Genomic DNA, 15046 nt, shown 5'->3' with positions numbered 1-15046 from the left:
GCGCCCCCAGGCCGAGCGCCATCGGCACGCTGCCCCGCAGCTCCAGGCCCGCCCCCACCGCGTCGAAGCCCAGGACGGACAGGCCCGCGTCCGCCTTCACCCGGGTCGCCAGCACCAACAGCGGCAGCGCGAGCGCGGTCGCGATCCCCAGCGACACCGCGCAGCGGCCCGCGAAGCCCACCGCGCCCTGCTCTCCGCGCGGGGTGCGCACCGCCGTCAGCACCCCCGCGGCCAGGATCAGCAAGGCGAACCCGGCCCCCAGCAGCCACACCCACCCGTCGAGTTCGGCCAGCCGGCCCAGGGTCACCGCCTCGTCGGCCTTGGCGCTGAGCAGGTCGTCGAGCGGGGAGGGCAGCACCTGCGCGAGCGCACCCGTGGCCGTACCCCGCCAGGACACCAGCAGCCCCAACGGAACCCCGATCCACACCCCGTTCGGCGCCCCCAACAGAGCCCCGCCGAGCACGCGGCCGGGGTGGGCGTCGGCCGCCGTCGCGAACAGCGCGGCCGCCAGACCCGCGCCGACCGCGAGGACCAGCACCGCGCACAGCGCCGAGACCGCCGGGCGCACCGTCCGGTGCAGCGCCTCCCAGCCCGGGGGCAGCGGCGCCCGCCGGGCGGCCAGCACCGTGACGAGCAGCACCGCGAGCACCCACACCGCGCCGCCGAGCAGCGAGGCGCCGGTGTCCACGGAGAAGCCCACGGAGGCCTTGGCCCTGGCCAGTCCGGCGATCCGGTCCGGCAGCCCGCCGCCGATGTCCCCGATCCCGGGGATCGAGAGCCCCGGCCCGCCGCTGCCCGTACCGCCGAGGCCGAGACCCGACCCGTCGATCGTGACGGTGTCCGAGCCCACCCAGCACAGCCCGCCGAGGAGCAGCAGGAAGAGCACGGCCACGGAGCCCGCGCGCACGGCGAGCTCCCCCACGCGCACCGTCGCGCCCGCCGAACGCAGCGACCGCGCGAAGACCAGCCCCAGCAGGAGCGCGCCCACCAGACTCACCCCCAGTGGCGCGATTTCGACGGCGCTGTGCGCCGCCGCGCCCCGCAGACCGAAGGCCTCCAGATCGCCCGAAGGGGTGATGGAACCCCCCACGGCGAGGACCACGGCCGCCGCCGTCATCGGTCCGAGTGCCCCCGCGGCGTCCGCGCCGAGCAAATGCAGCCCCAGCGCCGCAATTCCCGCCATAGCGAGAAAAGCCCAGCTCACAGCGGCTATCGAGGTAAGAATCAGCTCCGCGCCGGATATTCCGCCACCGATGCGCCGGTCGCTTTTCATGATCATGAAGGACCCCCCGATCCCGACCCCGTGCCCGGATACGCATGATCCGTACATATCCGTGGCGGTAACCACTCTCCGGGTGTGGTTCGGGTCCGTCAACGGCGCCCGTTATCAGGTCGCGCCCTTCCCCGACTTTTGGTTCGGGGACTGTGCCTGAAATAGTTCCTCCCGATGTTCGCCATCCCTAGACTCCCTGTGCAGGGGGCTCATCGGGGGACAAGTAGTGGGGCATGGAGTGCCGGAACTCGTACTGGAATTGAACGGACAGACCTGGACGTTGGACCCGTCCCGGTCGTACACCCTCGGGCGTGATCCGCAGGGTGACATGGTGTTGCAGGACGCCCGCGTCTCCTGGCGGCACGCCACCGTCCGCTGGGGCGGCCGCGGCTGGGTCATCGAGGACCACGGCAGCACCAACGGCACGTATGTGCAGGGCCGGCGGATCCATCAGATGGACATCGGCCCCGGTACGACCGTGCACCTCGGCAACGCGACGGACGGCCCGCGGCTGAATCTCGCCGCCGCGGGTGCCGGTGCGGGCGTCGGCGCACCCGCCGCCGACCTCTACAGCGCGCAGACCGCGATGTCGCCGCAGGCCCCGGCGCACCTGGCGCAGCAGGCCGGGGCGGGCTGGCAGCAGCCCCCCTACCAGCAGCAGGCCCCGGACGCCTGGCAGCAGCAGGCGCAGCAGCCGTACCAGCAGGCGCCTCAGCAGACGCCCCAGCAGGCATACGTACCGCAGCAGCCGCAGGCCGCGCAGCAGCCACCGGCGCACGGCGGCACCCCGCCGCAGGGCGGTGGCGCCCCGGCTCCCCAGCCTCCCCACGGTGACCGCAGCCCGACCAGCTTCCACCAGATGGCCGTCGGCCGCGGTGTGATGCGCATCGGCCGTGCCCTGGAGAACGACCTGGTCGTCTCCGACCTCCAGGTCTCCCGCCACCACGCCGAGTTCCGGGCCACCGGCGACGGCCGCTTCGAGATCGTCGACCTCGGCAGCCACAACGGCACCTATGTCAACGGTCAGCCGGTCAGCCGTCAGCTCATCGGCCCGCACGACATCGTCGGTGTCGGTCACTCGACCTTCCGTCTGGTCGGCGACCGGCTGGAGGAGTTCGTCGACACCGGTGACGTCTCCTTCTCCGCCCGCCACCTCACCGTCACGGTCGACGGCGGCAAGCAGATCCTCAAGGACGTCTCCTTCGGCGTCCCCGAGAAGTCGCTCATCGCCGTCATCGGCCCCTCGGGCTCCGGCAAGTCCACCCTGCTCAAGGCGCTCACGGGCTACCGCCCGGCCAACGAGGGCGACGTCCTCTACGACAACCGCAACCTCTACAAGCAGTTCGCCGAGCTCCGCCAGCGCATCGGCCTGGTCCCGCAGGACGACATCCTGCACAAGGAGCTGACGGTCCAGAAGGCCCTGCGCTACGCGGCCAAGCTGCGCTTCCCCGGCGACACCGCGGCCTCCGAGCGCGAGGCCCGGATAGGCGAGGTGCTCACCGAGCTCAAGCTCGACATCCACAAGGACAAGAAGGTCACCGCCCTCTCCGGCGGCCAGCGCAAGCGTGTCTCCGTCGCCCTGGAGCTGCTCACCAAGCCCTCGCTGATCTTCCTGGACGAGCCCACCTCCGGCCTCGACCCGGGCATGGACCGCGATGTGATGCAGCTGCTGCGCGGCCTCGCCGACGACGGCCGCACGGTCCTGGTCGTGACCCACTCGGTCGCCGAGCTCGCGCTGTGCGACAAGCTGCTGGTGATGGCGCCCGGCGGCTCGGTGGCCTACTTCGGCCCGCCCGAGGAGGCGCTGAACTTCTTCGGCTACGAGACCTGGGCCGATGTCTTCTCGGCCTTCGAGAACTACCGCGACTACGACTGGGCGGGCCGCTGGAAGGGCTCGCAGCACTACCAGATGTACGCCGCGGACATCGACGCCGTCGCCCCGCAGTCCGTCCACGTCCAGCCGCAGATGGTCCGCCCGCCCAAGCCGCAGAGCTGGGGCTCGCAGCTGTGGACGCTGATGCGCCGCTATTCCTCGGTGATCGCCTCCGACCGCGGCTTCCTGGTCCTGATGCTGGCGCTGCCCGCCGTCCTCGGCGGGGTCAGCACGCTGATCCCGGCGGACTTCGGCCTTGGCGCGCCCAGCAAGGGCCACTTCAACCAGGACGCGGGCACGATCATGCTGATTCTCGCGGTCGGCATGTGCTTCTCCGGCGCCGCCAACTCCGTCCGCGAGCTGATCAAGGAACGGGTCATCTACGAACGGGAACGGGCCGTCGGCCTGTCCCGGTCCGCGTATCTGATGTCCAAGGTGATCGTCCTCGGCTTCATCACCATGGTGCAGTCCATCCTCATCTGCGCCATCGGCTTCTCCGTCCGCGAGCTGCCGGAGTCGGGCCTGATCCTGAAGAAGCTGCCCGCCGTCGAGCTCTGCCTGGTGATCACCGCGCTGGGCTTCACCTGCATGATGATCGGCCTCGTGATCTCCTCCCTGGTGAAGACCGCGGAGAAGACCATGCCGCTGCTGGTGATGTTCGCGATCGTCCAGGTCGTCTTCACCGGCATCCTGTTCAAGCTCTACAACTCGCCCGGCATCGAGCAGTTCGCCTGGCTGATGCCGGCCCGCTGGGCCATCGCGGGCGCGGGCACCACGCTCGACCTCTCGCACATCATGGCGCCCATGGACAAGAGCGACGCGAAGAGCCTCGACCCGCTGTGGGCGCACACCGCGACCCAGTGGGGCATCGACCTGGCGGCCCTCCTCGCCATCGGCATCGTGTGCGGCTTCGCGGTGATCCGCCTGCTGCGCCGCCACGAGCCCGAGGTCATGCGCAAGTGACGGCCTCCTGACAGCTCAGCACATACGCCGAAGGGCGGCACCCGCATCGGGTGCCGCCCTTCGGCGTATGTGCTGTCCGTCGGCGTCCGGCTCAGTAGGCGGAGTTGACGTTGTCCATGGAGCCGTACGTCTTGGCCGCGTAGTTGCAGGCGGCGACGATGTTGGCGACCGGGTCGTAGATGTTCCAGGACGTGCCCTCGACGTGGTACGCCTTGAAGGTCGGGTCGATCACCTGGAGCAGGCCCTTGGAGGGGATGCCCGCGGCGGCGTTGGAGTCCCAGTTGTTGATGGCGTTGGGGTTGCCGGTGGACTCGCGCATGATGTTGCGGTGGATGCCGTCGTAGCTGCCCGGGATGCCGTGGGCGGACATGATGTCCAGGGCCTCGCGGATCCAGCCGTCCAGGTTGTTGGCGTAGGCCTTCTTCGCGGGGGCGGCGGGGGCCTGCTCGACCGGCTTGCGCTCCTCGGAACGGCTCGCGGCCTCCTTCTCGGCGCGCTCCTTGTCGGCCTTGGCCTTGGCCTCGTCCTCCGCCTTGCGCTTGTCCGCCTCGTCCTTCGCCAGCTTCATGGCGACGTCCGCCTGCTTGCCGAGCTGCTCCTGCTGGTCCTGGACCCCGAGGTCCTGGGAGCTCCACGCGACGGGCTTGACGGAGATCGACTGCGTCTGTGCGTCCGCCGAGCCGCCCGGGAGGGCGGCGAACGTCAGGGCGGCCACACCAGCGGCGGCGATGCCCGCGGCGGAGAACTTGTGGACCTTGGTGAGACGGCTATAGCCGGAGATGGGGGAGCGCATGCTGAGCTGAACCTCTTCCAATCGCTTGAGTCGCAGTGGCCCGGAGAGGCGCGCAAAAAAGCGCCGCGTCTCGATCGACGGCGCCCTGCGACGTGGCAATTGTTAGCGGCAGCAAAAAGACCTGGCAAAGAGGTGACGTACTACCCCGCTTCGTTGTGGCGATGCCCGCGGGGGCCGCGGAAAGGGGGCCTGAGCGGCCCTCCCTTCCGCTTATTGGGGCCTTATGTGCCCACTAGGCAGGTTCGTAGGTGATCTGCGCCCTATGCCCGGCGTCACACCGGGACCCCTAGGGGGTCACTCGGCGTACGTGCTCTTGAGCTTTGCGTATGTGATCGTTTGCGCAAACCTTCCGCTCAGACCTCCACGAGCACCTGGTCCAGGCTCTTGCGCGTCAGGTCCGGCACCTGGCAGTCCGCCGCCGGGTAGCCCACCGGGATCACCGCGAACGCCTTCTCGTTCGCCGGACGCCCCAGCGCCTCGGACAGGAACCGCATCGGACTCGGCGTGTGCACCAGGGCCGCCAGCCCCGACAGGTGCAGCGCCGAGAGCAGCATCCCGACCGCGATGCCCACCGACTCGTCCACGTAGTAGTGCTTCCGCTTCTCCCCGTCCGCGCCCAGCCAGTAGCGCTGCTGGAAGACGACGATCAGCGCGGGTGCGTCCGTCAGATGCGGCTTGACCTCGTCCGTGCCCAGCGGCCGCAGCGCCGCCAGCCACTCCTCGCCCAGCCGCCCCGCGTAGGAGAGCTGTTCCTCCTTCTCCGCGGCCGCGCGGATGCGCCGCCGCGCCTCCGGGTCCTTCACCAGGACGAACGTCCACGGCTGCTGGTGCGCCCCGGAGGGCGCGGTGGCCGCGCACGCGATCGCGTCCTTCACCACCTGCTCCGGCACCGGGTCCGTGGAGAACTGCCGTACGGTCCTGCGCCGGTCCATGCGCTCCCGCAGCTCGGCGGCGCGGGCCAGGGACTCGGCGGCGGGCATCCGCTCGGGGCGATAGGGCACCGGCCGGTAGGGATCGCCGTGGGTCGGTGTCCAGCGTGTCGTTGGTATGGACATGCTCCGAGTCTGGTCCCCGGCGCCGCCCCGCGGGGCCGCATTCCCGAACCTCGCGGCTCCTCCTGCCCGCCCCGGGCGCCGGGAACCGGGACTTCCGGCCTAGGCCGCCCGGACGGCTCCGGGGCCCGCCGAGGCCCGATACGCCCGCGGGGGCGCGTGGGTACGGTGAGGCCATGACCCAAGGCCCACGCTCCGGACTGACCGCCGTGAGCACCGCGCTCCTCGCCATGAGCAGACACCTCGAGGTACGCGACGTCCTCAAGACGATCGTCGTCTCCGCCCGGGACCTGCTGGAGGCCGAGTACGCGGCGCTCGGCGTCCCGGACGACCACGGGGGCTTCGCCCAGTTCGTCGTCGACGGGGTGAGCGAGGAGGAGTGGAAGGCCATCGGCCCGCTGCCCCGCCAGCACGGCATCCTCGCGTCGATGCTCCGCGACGCCACCCCGCAGCGCCTCGGGGACGTCCGCCTGGACCCGCGCTTCGAGGGCTGGCCGGACGCGCACCCCGACATGAGCGACTTCATCGGCATGCCCGTCGCCGACGGGGACGAGATCCTCGGCGCCCTCTTCCTCGCGAACAAGAAGTGCCCCAAGCCCGAGGGCGGCTGCGGCTTCACCGCCGAGGACGAGGAACTCCTCGGCATGCTCGCCCAGCACGCCGCGATCGCCCTGACCAACGCACGCCTCTACGAGCGCAGCCGCGAGCTGACCATCGCGGGGGAGCGCGCCCGCATCGCCCACGAGCTGCACGACGCCGTCTCCCAGAAGCTCTTCTCCCTGCGCCTCACCGCCCAGGCCGCGACCGCGCTCGTCGACCGCGACCCCGTCCGCGCCAAGGTCGAGCTGCACGAGGTGACCCGGCTCGCCGCCGAGGCCGCCGACGAGCTGCGCGCCGCCGTGGTCGAGCTGCGCCCCGCGGCCCTCGACGAGGACGGGCTCGTCGCCACCCTGCGTACCCAGATCCAGGTCCTGGACCGGGCCCACTCCGCCCGCGTCACCTTCGCCGCGCACGGCATACGGGCCCTCCCGGCGGCCCAGGAGGAGGCGCTGCTGCGCGTGGCCCAGGAGGCCCTGCACAACGCCCTGCGCCACTCCGGGGCCGACCGCGTCGAGGTCACCCTCGTCCGGGAGGGACAGAGCGCCGTGCTGCGCGTCGCGGACGACGGCCGCGGCTTCGAGCCGGACACCGTCCGGCGCGCGGGCCGCCACCTCGGTCTCGTCTCCATGCGGGACCGGGCGAGCGGCGTCGGCGGGAGTCTGACCGTTGACTCGGCGCCCGGGAAGGGCACCGCGATCGAGATGGAGGTGCCGGGTGGCTGAGGAACGCGTTATCCGAGTGCTGCTCGTGGACGACCACCAGGTGGTCAGGCGCGGGCTGCGGACGTTCCTGGAGGTCCAGGACGACATAGAGGTGGTCGGCGAGGCCGCCGACGGCGCCGAGGGCGTCGAGCGGGCGGAGGAGCTGCGCCCGGACGTCGTCCTCATGGACGTGAAGATGCCCGGCACCGACGGCATCGAGGCGCTCCGCCGCCTCCGGGAGCTGGCGAACCCCGCCCGGGTGCTGATCGTCACCAGCTTCACCGAGCAGCGCACCGTCATCCCCGCCCTGCGGGCCGGGGCGGCGGGCTACGTCTACAAGGACGTCGACCCCGACGCCCTGGCCGGCGCGATCAGGTCCGTGCACGCCGGGCACGTCCTGCTCCAGCCCGAGGTGGCGGGCGCCCTGCTCGCCCAGGAGGAGGCGGGCGGCGGCCAGGGCAGGGGCAACGCCCTCACCGACCGGGAGCGCGAGGTCCTCGTCCTGATCGCGGACGGCCGCTCCAACCGGGAGATCGCCCGCGCCCTGGTGCTCTCGGAGAAGACTGTCAAGACCCACGTATCGAACATCCTGATGAAGCTGGACCTCGCCGACCGCACCCAGGCCGCCCTGTGGGCCGTGCGACATGGGATCGGCGCCTGATCCGTCTATCCGGAACGTCGTCTTCAGATCAGGAATTCATACGGTCGTGTGGTGGGACGGTCGACCCCGAAACCTGACCGTCGGTGACCCGTTTTCCATGGCGTACCGCGGCGGCTGGCCGTGGCTCACCCAGGAAGGTCATAAGAAGAGTGAAGAACATCAAGAAGGCCGCTGCCATCACGATCGCCGTCGGCGGGCTCGCCCTTGCCGGTGCGGGCGCGGCCTCCGCTCACCAGGCCAACGGCGAGGCGAAGGACTCGCCCGGCGTTGTCTCCGGCAACGTCATCCAGGTGCCGGTCGACGTGGACGCGAACGTGTGCGGCGACACCATCAACGTGGTGGGCGTTCTCAACCCGGCTGCCGGGAACCTCTGCGTCAACAAGTAAGTGACGCATCGCCTCCCCGGCCCCGGAATCACGGGGCCGGGCGGGCGAGGGTGATCAATCGCCCAAATGGGGGCAAACGCCGCCGATGGCCGTGCCATCGGCGGCTTGCTGGCGTTCATCAGTACGCGACCCTGCCTGCCGGGGTCGCCAAGGACATCAGCAGAAGGAAGACCCTCCATGAACACTGCCAAGAAGGCCGCCCTCATCCTGGCCGCGACCGGCATGGCCCTCACCGCCACCGCCGGTGCCGCCGTCGCTCATGACGGGGGCAAGGGATCAGTCGCCCGCGGGGTGGCCACGCACTCCCCGGGCATCGTTTCCGGTGACGTCATCCAGATCCCGGTCGACGTGCCGCTGAACGTCTGCGGCAACACGATCGACATCCTCCTCGCGATCCTCAACCCGACGTTCGGCAACACGTGCATCAACTCCGAGTGAGACACCACTCGGCTTGACGGGGGGTCCCGGGGGCTGTGCCCCCGGACCCCCATTCGCTGATGCCGGTCGTCGGGGTCGCGCCCCGTCAGGGGCGCGGGGAACTGCGCGACCAGCCACCTACGGTCCGCAGCCGCGCGCCGGCGCAAGAGGCACCCCAGTAGGCGCAAGCCAGACGCACCCGCGGGGACAAGCGGGGCCCGGGGCACAGCCCCGGCACCCAGAAGCGGGGGCACCCAGGAGCAGGGCGGGGCTAGCGGCCCCGCTCCTCCAGCAGCGCGTTGTACGCGGCGACCTGCGCCCGCCGAGCCGTCCGCTCCACCGGCCGCAGCGTATGCGCCCGAGCCGCTATCTCCGACGCGCTCACCGCGCCCCCGTGCTCGCGGCCCCCGCCGTCGCCCGGCGCGTACGCGATCGCGATGAGCGCGCCCACCCGCTGCGCCAGCTCCAGCACCCGCACCGCCCGCGGCGGATAACCCGGGGCGAGCACCTCGCGGCCCCGCTCCGCCCGCGCGCGGTACGCCTCCAGCGCCGCCTGTGCCACCGGCCCCGAGCCCGCCACGTCCAGCCGGGTGAGGGCCTCGGTCGCCTCGCGCAGGGCCTCCGCCAGCTCCCGCTCCGCCTCGCCGAGCGACGGCACGTCCGCGGGCACGGCCTCCCGCACCGGCAGGCAGTGCCACGTCACCTCCACGTGCACATCGCCCGCGGGGCCCGCCGCGTGGATCTCGGGCACGAGGCCGAGACCCGTGCCCGGCGCGATGACGGCCTCCTCCGCCTCCATCGCCCGCGCGTTGAACTCCGGCGGCCCGCTCAGCCCCAGCGGGTGCCCCGGCACCGGCAGCGCGAGGCGCAGCCCCGTCGCCCCCAGGGCGCGCAGCCGTCCGAGGGCCAGCGTGAGGCCGACCGGCCCCGCCTCCCCGGGCAGCCCCGCGACGCGGTGCACGGCGTCGTCACCCGTGATCCGGTGCGCTGCCTCGTCGGGAGAAGTGAATCCGGCAATGAGGGCATTTCCCCATGCGGTGAGCCGTCCTGAGCGGTGTTCGTCGAGCATGGCCCCAGCCTAGGGACTGGCACCGACAACGGGTGGCGTAAGTTTTTCCCTGGGGCTGTCCCTGGAGGCTTGGCCTACAGGCGCACTACAGGCGCAAGCGACGACACTGCAATGGGAGACAACGCGCTCATGAGCGAAGTGCTGGAACTGGTGGACGTATCCGTGGTCCGCGAGGGCCGGGCTCTGGTGGACCAGGTCTCCTGGTCGGTCAAGGAGGGGGAGCGCTGGGTCATCCTGGGCCCCAACGGTGCGGGCAAGACCACCCTCCTGAATGTCGCCTCCAGCTACCTCTTCCCGACCAAGGGCTCCGTCAAGGTCCTGGGCGAGAAGCTGGGCGCTGTCGACGTCTTCGAGCTCCGTCCGCGCATCGGTGTGGCGGGCATCGCCCTCGCCGACAAGCTGCCGCGCAGCCAGACCGTCCTGCAGACCGTCCTCACCGCCGCCTACGGCATGACCGCCTCCTGGCAGGAGAACTACGAGGAGGTCGACGAGCAGCGCGCCCGCGCCTTCCTCGACGTCCTCGGCATGACGGACTACCTGGACCGGAAGTTCGGCACCCTCTCCGAGGGCGAGCGCAAGCGCACCCTCATCGCCCGCGCGATGATGACCGACCCCGAGCTGCTGCTCCTGGACGAGCCCGCCGCGGGCCTGGACCTCGGCGGCCGCGAGGACCTGGTGCGCCGCCTCGGCCGCCTCGCCCGCGACCCGCTCGCGCCCTCGATGCTCATGGTCACCCACCACGTCGAGGAGATCCCGCCGGGCTTCACCCATGTCCTGATGATCCGTCAGGGCAAGGTGCTCGCCGCGGGCCCCATCGAGCTCGAACTCACCTCCCGCAACCTCTCCCACTGCTTCGGCCTCCCCCTGGTCGTCGAGCAGCAGGGACAGCGCTGGACGGCCCACGGCCTGCCGCTCAGCTGAGCCGTACCGGGAGCGCGGTGAATCCCTGAGGCCGTCCTCGCGCACTGTCCGGGGGCGGCCGTCGCGCCTACCATGAACACGTGGATACGTGGGTGTGGTGGCTGGTGGCCGCCGTCGGACTGGGCATTCCGCTCGTCGTGACGGCGTTGCCCGAGTTCGGAATGCTCGCCGTGGGAGCCGTGGCCGCCGCCGTCACCTCGAAGCTCGGTGCGGGCACGGTGACCCAGTTCGTCGTCTTCGCCGCGGTCTCGGTCGCGCTCATCGCCGTCGTGCGCCCCATCGCCAACCGCCACCGCCGCCAACGCCCCGAGCTGCAGACCGGGGTGGAAGCGCTCAAGGGCCGCTCGGCCGTCGTCCTCGAGCGGGTCGACGGCAACGGCGGCCGCATCAAGCTCGCCGGCGAGATCTGGTCCGCGCGCTCCTACGACACCGGGCGCAGCTACGAGGCGGGTCAGCAGGTGGACGTGGTCGAGATCGACGGCGCGACGGCCCTTGTGCTGTGAGCCCCCCCGCGTGGCCTGATCGCGGCCTGATATCGCCTCATTTCCTGCATGGCGCCACCGCGTTCTGAAAGACTTACCGGAGAGATCAAAACCGACAGGCACGGGGAGCCCCGATGGAACCGATCATCATCGTCCTGATCATCTTGGTGGTGCTCGTCTTCATCGCCCTCATGAAGACGGTGCAGGTCATCCCACAGGCCAGTGCCGCCATCGTCGAGCGCTTCGGCCGCTACACCCGCACGCTCAACGCCGGGCTGAACATCGTCGTCCCCTTCATCGACACGATCCGCAACCGCATCGACCTCCGTGAGCAGGTCGTGCCCTTCCCGCCGCAGCCCGTGATCACCCAGGACAACCTGGTGGTCAACATCGACACGGTCATCTACTACCAGGTGACCGACGCGCGCGCCGCGACCTACGAGGTCTCCAGCTTCATCCAGGCCATCGAGCAGCTCACCGTCACCACCCTGCGCAACATCATCGGTGGCATGGACCTGGAGCGGACCCTCACCTCCCGCGAGGAGATCAACGCGGCCCTGCGCGGCGTCCTCGACGAGGCCACCGGCAAGTGGGGCATCCGCGTCAATCGCGTCGAGCTCAAGGCCATCGAGCCGCCCACCTCCATCCAGGACTCGATGGAGAAGCAGATGCGCGCCGACCGTGACAAGCGCGCCGCGATCCTCACCGCCGAGGGCATCCGGCAGTCGCAGATCCTCACCGCGGAGGGCGAGAAGCAGTCCGCGATCCTGCGCGCCGAGGGTGAGGCCCGCGCCGCCGCGCTGCGCGCCGAGGGCGAGGCCCAGGCGATCCGCACCGTCTTCGAGTCCATCCACGCCGGCGACCCCGACGAGAAGCTCCTCTCCTACCAGTACCTCCAGATGCTGCCGAAGATCGCCGAGGGCGACGCCAACAAGCTCTGGATCGTGCCCAGCGAGATCGGTGACGCCCTCAAGGGCCTCAGCGGCGCCGTCGGCAACTTCGGCCCCATGGGCCCGTCACGCAGCGGTGGCGGCCAGAGCCCGAAGACGACCAAGGAGACGCCCCGCCGGGAGCAGCCGCCCATCGACTGATCGCGGATCACTCCTGCATGATCGGTAAGGCCCCTCGACCCGTCATGGGCGGGGAGGCGACTTACTGATCATGAAGGAGATGGCCTTGTCCATCTGGGAAGCACTGGCGGTCCTCGCCGCGGGCGTCGGCGCCGGGACCATCAACACCATCGTCGGGTCGGGCACCCTCTTCACCTTCCCCGTGCTCCTCGGCATCGGCCTCCCGCCGGTCACCGCGAACGTCTCCAACACCCTGGGGCTCGTCACCGGCAACATCAGCGGGGCCATCGGCTACCGCCGCGAACTGAGCGGCCAGGGCCGCCGCGTCGTCCGCTTCGGCATCACCGCCCTGATCGGCGGGCTCACCGGAGCCGTCCTGCTGCTCGCCCTGCCGTCCCGGGCCTTCGACGCGATCGTGCCCGTGCTCATCGGCCTCGCGCTCGTCCTCGTCGTCCTCCAGCCGAGGCTCGCCAGGGCGCTCGCCCGCCGCCGTGAACGCAACGGCACCACCGATGAGGCCACCGACGGCGGCCTCGCGCTCCTGGTGGGCCTGCTGCTGGCCAGCGCGTACGGCGGCTACTTCGGCGCGGCCCAGGGCGTGCTCTACCTGTCCCTGATGGGCCTGCTGCTGCGCGACGACCTCCAGCGCGTCAACGCCCTCAAGAACGTCCTCGCGGTCGTCGTCAACGGAGTCGCCGCGCTCTTCTTCGTCTTCGCGGCCCACGTGGACTGGACCGCCGCCCTGCTCATCGCGGCGGGCTCGACCCTCGGCGGGCAGATAGGCGCGAGGGTCGGCCGCCGCCTGCCACCCACCGCGCTGCGCGGCGTCATCGTCGTGGTCGGCGCCGTGGCCATCGTCGAGATGTTGCTCAAGTAGCCGTACGGGAGCCGTACGGGAGCCGTACGGGAGCCGTACGGGCCCGGCGGCCGCACCGGCCGCCGGGCCCCTGACGCCCCCTGTCAGCCCATCAGGCCGATTCGGCCAGGGGCGTCGCCAGCCACTCCGGGAGCGGCTCGCGGCCGTACGCGCGCATCGCCAGCAGCAGCGCGTCGGACGGTGTCGGCTCGAAGGGCGCGGTGAGCAGCGGCATTCCGGCCTGCTCCGGCGTACGGTCCGCCTTGCGGTGATTGTCCTCCGCGCACGCGGCGACCGTGTTCAGCCAGCTGTCCTCGCCCCCGCGCGAGCGCGGCACCACGTGGTCCACCGTGGTCGCCCGGCGCCCGCAGTACGCGCACCGGTGCCGGTCCCGTACCAGCACGCCGCGCCGTGACCACGGGGCCCGTCTTCGGAACGGCACCCGTACGTAGCGGCGCAGCCTGATCACCTGGGGCACCGGTACGTCGACCTCCGACCCCCTCAGCCGCAGCCCCGGCCGTTCCTGTTCGACGACGGCCTTGCCCTGGAGCACGAGCACGACGGCCCGTCGCCGCGACACCGTCGCCAAAGGCTCGAAGCTCGCGTTGAGCACCAGCGTCTCCCGCATCCCGAACACCTCCCGGCCCGTCCCCGCCCCGTCGGCAAAGATGGCTCAACTGTGCCCGTGGACAGATACGGAAACAACGTAATTTCCGTATGGTGAAAGGGAGTTGCCGCAAAGCTGAACAGCGGGAAAGAAGCGCGGAAACACAGGGTGACGCTCCGGGCCCTTCCCCCGTGTGAACACAGGGCCCGGAGCGTCACGGCAGCGGACGCGGTCGCCTCGGACCGATGCGGCCGGGCTCCGGCAGACGGGAGACGCACGCGCGCCCCGCCGCCCCCGCCACTGCGGTGTCCACTGCCCGACGGCCATGCGGAGCCGTCAGCCATGCACCACTGTGCGATTCGGGGCGGCGGGGCGCAACGCGTTTTTCCGGTCGGCGCACCCGGCGGAGGGCCTCAGCCGGCGGCGGGCACCTCGTACTCGCCGATCAGCCGGCCCCGCCCGAGCGCGTGGAACCGCAGGTGGAAGCCCACGACCGCGGGCGACGCGGTGGCGTCCGGGCCCAGCTTCTCCTGGTCCACCGCGTACACCGTGAACACGTAGCGGTGCGGCCCGTCCCCGGGCGGCGGCGCGGCACCGCCGAAGTCCTGCGTGCCGTAGTCGTTGCGCACGTGGACGGCGCCCGCGGGCAGCTCCTTCATATGCCCGCTGGCGGCACCGGCGGGCAGCTCGGTCACGGACAGCGGGATGTCGAAGAGGACCCAGTGCCAGAAGCCGCTGCCGGTCGGCGCGTCGGGGTCGAAGCACGTCACGGCGAAGCTCTTCGTGCCCTCGGGGTACCCCTCCCAGCGCAGCTGCGGCGAGGTGTTGCCCTTCGCGTACACCTGGGCGTCACCCAGCGTCCCACCAGGCGTCAGATCCTCGCTGGTCACGGTGAACGAGGGCACGGGCGGGTGAAAGTCATGGGGGAGCGGGGGTCGCTTCTGCTCGGACACGTTCGCCTCCTGGCTAGCACGCGGAACGATGGAGCGGCCAGATTACGGGCCGGGGCGCCCCGATAGGGGCGCGGGGAACTGCGCGACCAGCCACGATGGACGCGCAGTCGCGGACCGGGCTCAGGTGGCACCCCGGTGGGCGCGCCGCACAGCGACCCGCAGCGGAACCCCCGAGGCTGCGACCATACCGGTGTGCTTCAAACGCTTCGACTCATCCGGCGACGACCGGCCGCCCACGCAACGCGCGGTCACGCAACGCGCGGTCACGCAACGCGCGGCCGCGCGCTGCGCGCGCTCACCGCCCTCCTCGCCGCCCTGCCCCTGCTCCTCCTGCCCGCCTGCTCCTCCAGCGGGCACAGGGAGAGCAAG

Annotated in this window: 15 protein-coding genes; 9 read left to right on the top strand and 6 right to left on the bottom strand. The window is 71.2% G+C overall.

Features of this window, described 5'->3' with window-relative positions:
• On the bottom strand, positions 1-1279 hold a 1279-nt coding region (locus K6I34_RS16345; protein WP_229326787.1), incomplete at its 3' end, for a streptophobe family protein.
• Between the two features lie 220 nt (positions 1280-1499).
• On the opposite strand from K6I34_RS16345, the gene K6I34_RS16340 reads away from it, so the two are divergent.
• Positions 1500-4109 carry an FHA domain-containing protein gene (locus K6I34_RS16340; RefSeq protein WP_229326785.1) on the top strand — a complete coding sequence of 870 codons (2610 nt, stop codon included), beginning with the start codon at positions 1500-1502 and terminating at the stop codon, positions 4107-4109.
• A gap of 91 nt (positions 4110-4200) precedes the next feature.
• On the opposite strand, the gene K6I34_RS16335 is transcribed toward K6I34_RS16340, so the two are convergent.
• Both K6I34_RS16335 and K6I34_RS16330 read right to left on the bottom strand, forming a co-directional pair.
• Positions 4201-4902, bottom strand: coding sequence for a transglycosylase SLT domain-containing protein (locus K6I34_RS16335; protein WP_229326783.1), 702 nt, complete (start codon positions 4900-4902; stop codon positions 4201-4203).
• A 353-nt stretch (positions 4903-5255) separates the two neighbouring features.
• Positions 5256-5957, bottom strand: coding sequence for a nitroreductase family protein (locus tag K6I34_RS16330; RefSeq protein WP_229326781.1), 702 nt, complete (start codon positions 5955-5957; stop codon positions 5256-5258).
• A 173-nt stretch (positions 5958-6130) separates the two neighbouring features.
• Between K6I34_RS16330 and K6I34_RS16325 the strand changes: the two genes are divergently transcribed.
• The 4 genes from K6I34_RS16325 to K6I34_RS16310 all read left to right on the top strand — a co-directional run bounded on the left by K6I34_RS16325 (position 6131) and on the right by K6I34_RS16310 (position 8740).
• The gene (locus tag K6I34_RS16325) at positions 6131-7276 is read left to right on the top strand and encodes a GAF domain-containing sensor histidine kinase (RefSeq protein ID WP_229326780.1); all 1146 of its coding nucleotides are present in this window, start codon (positions 6131-6133) and stop codon (positions 7274-7276) included.
• On the top strand, positions 7269-7916 hold the full coding sequence (locus tag K6I34_RS16320; protein WP_229326778.1) for a response regulator transcription factor: 648 nt from the start codon (positions 7269-7271) through the stop codon (positions 7914-7916). Before K6I34_RS16325 ends, K6I34_RS16320 begins: the two co-directional genes overlap by 8 nt.
• Positions 7917-8065: 149 nt before the next feature.
• Entirely contained in the window at positions 8066-8302 is a 237-nt protein-coding gene (locus K6I34_RS16315) for a chaplin (protein ID WP_229326776.1), read from the top strand.
• Between the two features lie 177 nt (positions 8303-8479).
• A complete protein-coding gene (locus tag K6I34_RS16310; protein WP_229326766.1) occupies positions 8480-8740 on the top strand; it encodes a chaplin in 261 nt (86 codons plus the stop codon).
• A 250-nt stretch (positions 8741-8990) separates the two neighbouring features.
• Here K6I34_RS16310 and K6I34_RS16305 read toward each other — a convergent pair whose 3' ends face one another.
• Positions 8991-9788, bottom strand: coding sequence for a hypothetical protein (locus tag K6I34_RS16305; RefSeq protein WP_229326764.1), 798 nt, complete (start codon positions 9786-9788; stop codon positions 8991-8993).
• A 111-nt stretch (positions 9789-9899) separates the two neighbouring features.
• Between K6I34_RS16305 and K6I34_RS16300 the strand changes: the two genes are divergently transcribed.
• The 4 genes from K6I34_RS16300 (at position 9900) to K6I34_RS16285 (ending at position 13138) form a co-directional block, all read left to right on the top strand.
• Positions 9900-10709 (top strand): ABC transporter ATP-binding protein, encoded by an 810-nt coding sequence (locus K6I34_RS16300; protein WP_229326761.1) that lies wholly within the window; start codon positions 9900-9902, stop codon positions 10707-10709.
• Between the two features lie 80 nt (positions 10710-10789).
• Positions 10790-11212: an NfeD family protein gene (locus K6I34_RS16295; protein ID WP_308294017.1), complete on the top strand. Its 423-nt coding sequence runs from the start codon at positions 10790-10792 to the stop codon at positions 11210-11212.
• A gap of 113 nt (positions 11213-11325) precedes the next feature.
• Complete coding sequence (locus K6I34_RS16290) at positions 11326-12282, top strand: SPFH domain-containing protein (RefSeq protein ID WP_121797604.1); 957 nt, start codon at positions 11326-11328, stop codon at positions 12280-12282.
• Between the two features lie 85 nt (positions 12283-12367).
• Positions 12368-13138, top strand: coding sequence for a sulfite exporter TauE/SafE family protein (locus tag K6I34_RS16285; protein ID WP_229326759.1), 771 nt, complete (start codon positions 12368-12370; stop codon positions 13136-13138).
• Between the two features lie 91 nt (positions 13139-13229).
• Here the strand turns inward: K6I34_RS16285 and K6I34_RS16280 are convergent, their stop codons facing one another.
• Positions 13230-13745, bottom strand: coding sequence for an HNH endonuclease (locus K6I34_RS16280; RefSeq protein WP_229326758.1), 516 nt, complete (start codon positions 13743-13745; stop codon positions 13230-13232).
• A 392-nt stretch (positions 13746-14137) separates the two neighbouring features.
• A complete protein-coding gene (locus K6I34_RS16275; protein WP_229326756.1) occupies positions 14138-14677 on the bottom strand; it encodes a YbhB/YbcL family Raf kinase inhibitor-like protein in 540 nt (179 codons plus the stop codon).
• Between the last annotated feature and the right edge of the window lie 369 nt (positions 14678-15046).

Origin of the sequence: Streptomyces sp. UNOC14_S4 (assembly GCF_020740835.1) — a bacterium.
Lineage (GTDB): Bacteria > Actinomycetota > Actinomycetes > Streptomycetales > Streptomycetaceae > Streptomyces.
The sequence above is the reverse complement of the archived record's forward strand: the minus strand, read 5'-3'. Positions and strand labels throughout refer to the sequence as shown.

What these genes read in the sequence shown, in the direction of transcription:
- K6I34_RS16290 (WP_121797604.1), top strand. Translation starts at nt 11,326, where the DNA reads ATGGAACCGATCATCATCGTCCTGATCATCTTGGTGGTGCTCGTCTTC.
- K6I34_RS16325 (WP_229326780.1), top strand. Translation starts at nt 6,131, where the DNA reads ATGACCCAAGGCCCACGCTCCGGACTGACCGCCGTGAGCACCGCGCTC.
- K6I34_RS16280 (WP_229326758.1), bottom strand. Translation starts at nt 13,745, where the DNA reads ATGCGGGAGACGCTGGTGCTCAACGCGAGCTTCGAGCCTTTGGCGACG.
- K6I34_RS16335 (WP_229326783.1), bottom strand. Translation starts at nt 4,902, where the DNA reads ATGCGCTCCCCCATCTCCGGCTATAGCCGTCTCACCAAGGTCCACAAG.
- K6I34_RS16305 (WP_229326764.1), bottom strand. Translation starts at nt 9,788, where the DNA reads ATGCTCGACGAACACCGCTCAGGACGGCTCACCGCATGGGGAAATGCC.
- K6I34_RS16300 (WP_229326761.1), top strand. Translation starts at nt 9,900, where the DNA reads ATGGGAGACAACGCGCTCATGAGCGAAGTGCTGGAACTGGTGGACGTA.
- K6I34_RS16310 (WP_229326766.1), top strand. Translation starts at nt 8,480, where the DNA reads ATGAACACTGCCAAGAAGGCCGCCCTCATCCTGGCCGCGACCGGCATG.
- K6I34_RS16330 (WP_229326781.1), bottom strand. Translation starts at nt 5,957, where the DNA reads ATGTCCATACCAACGACACGCTGGACACCGACCCACGGCGATCCCTAC.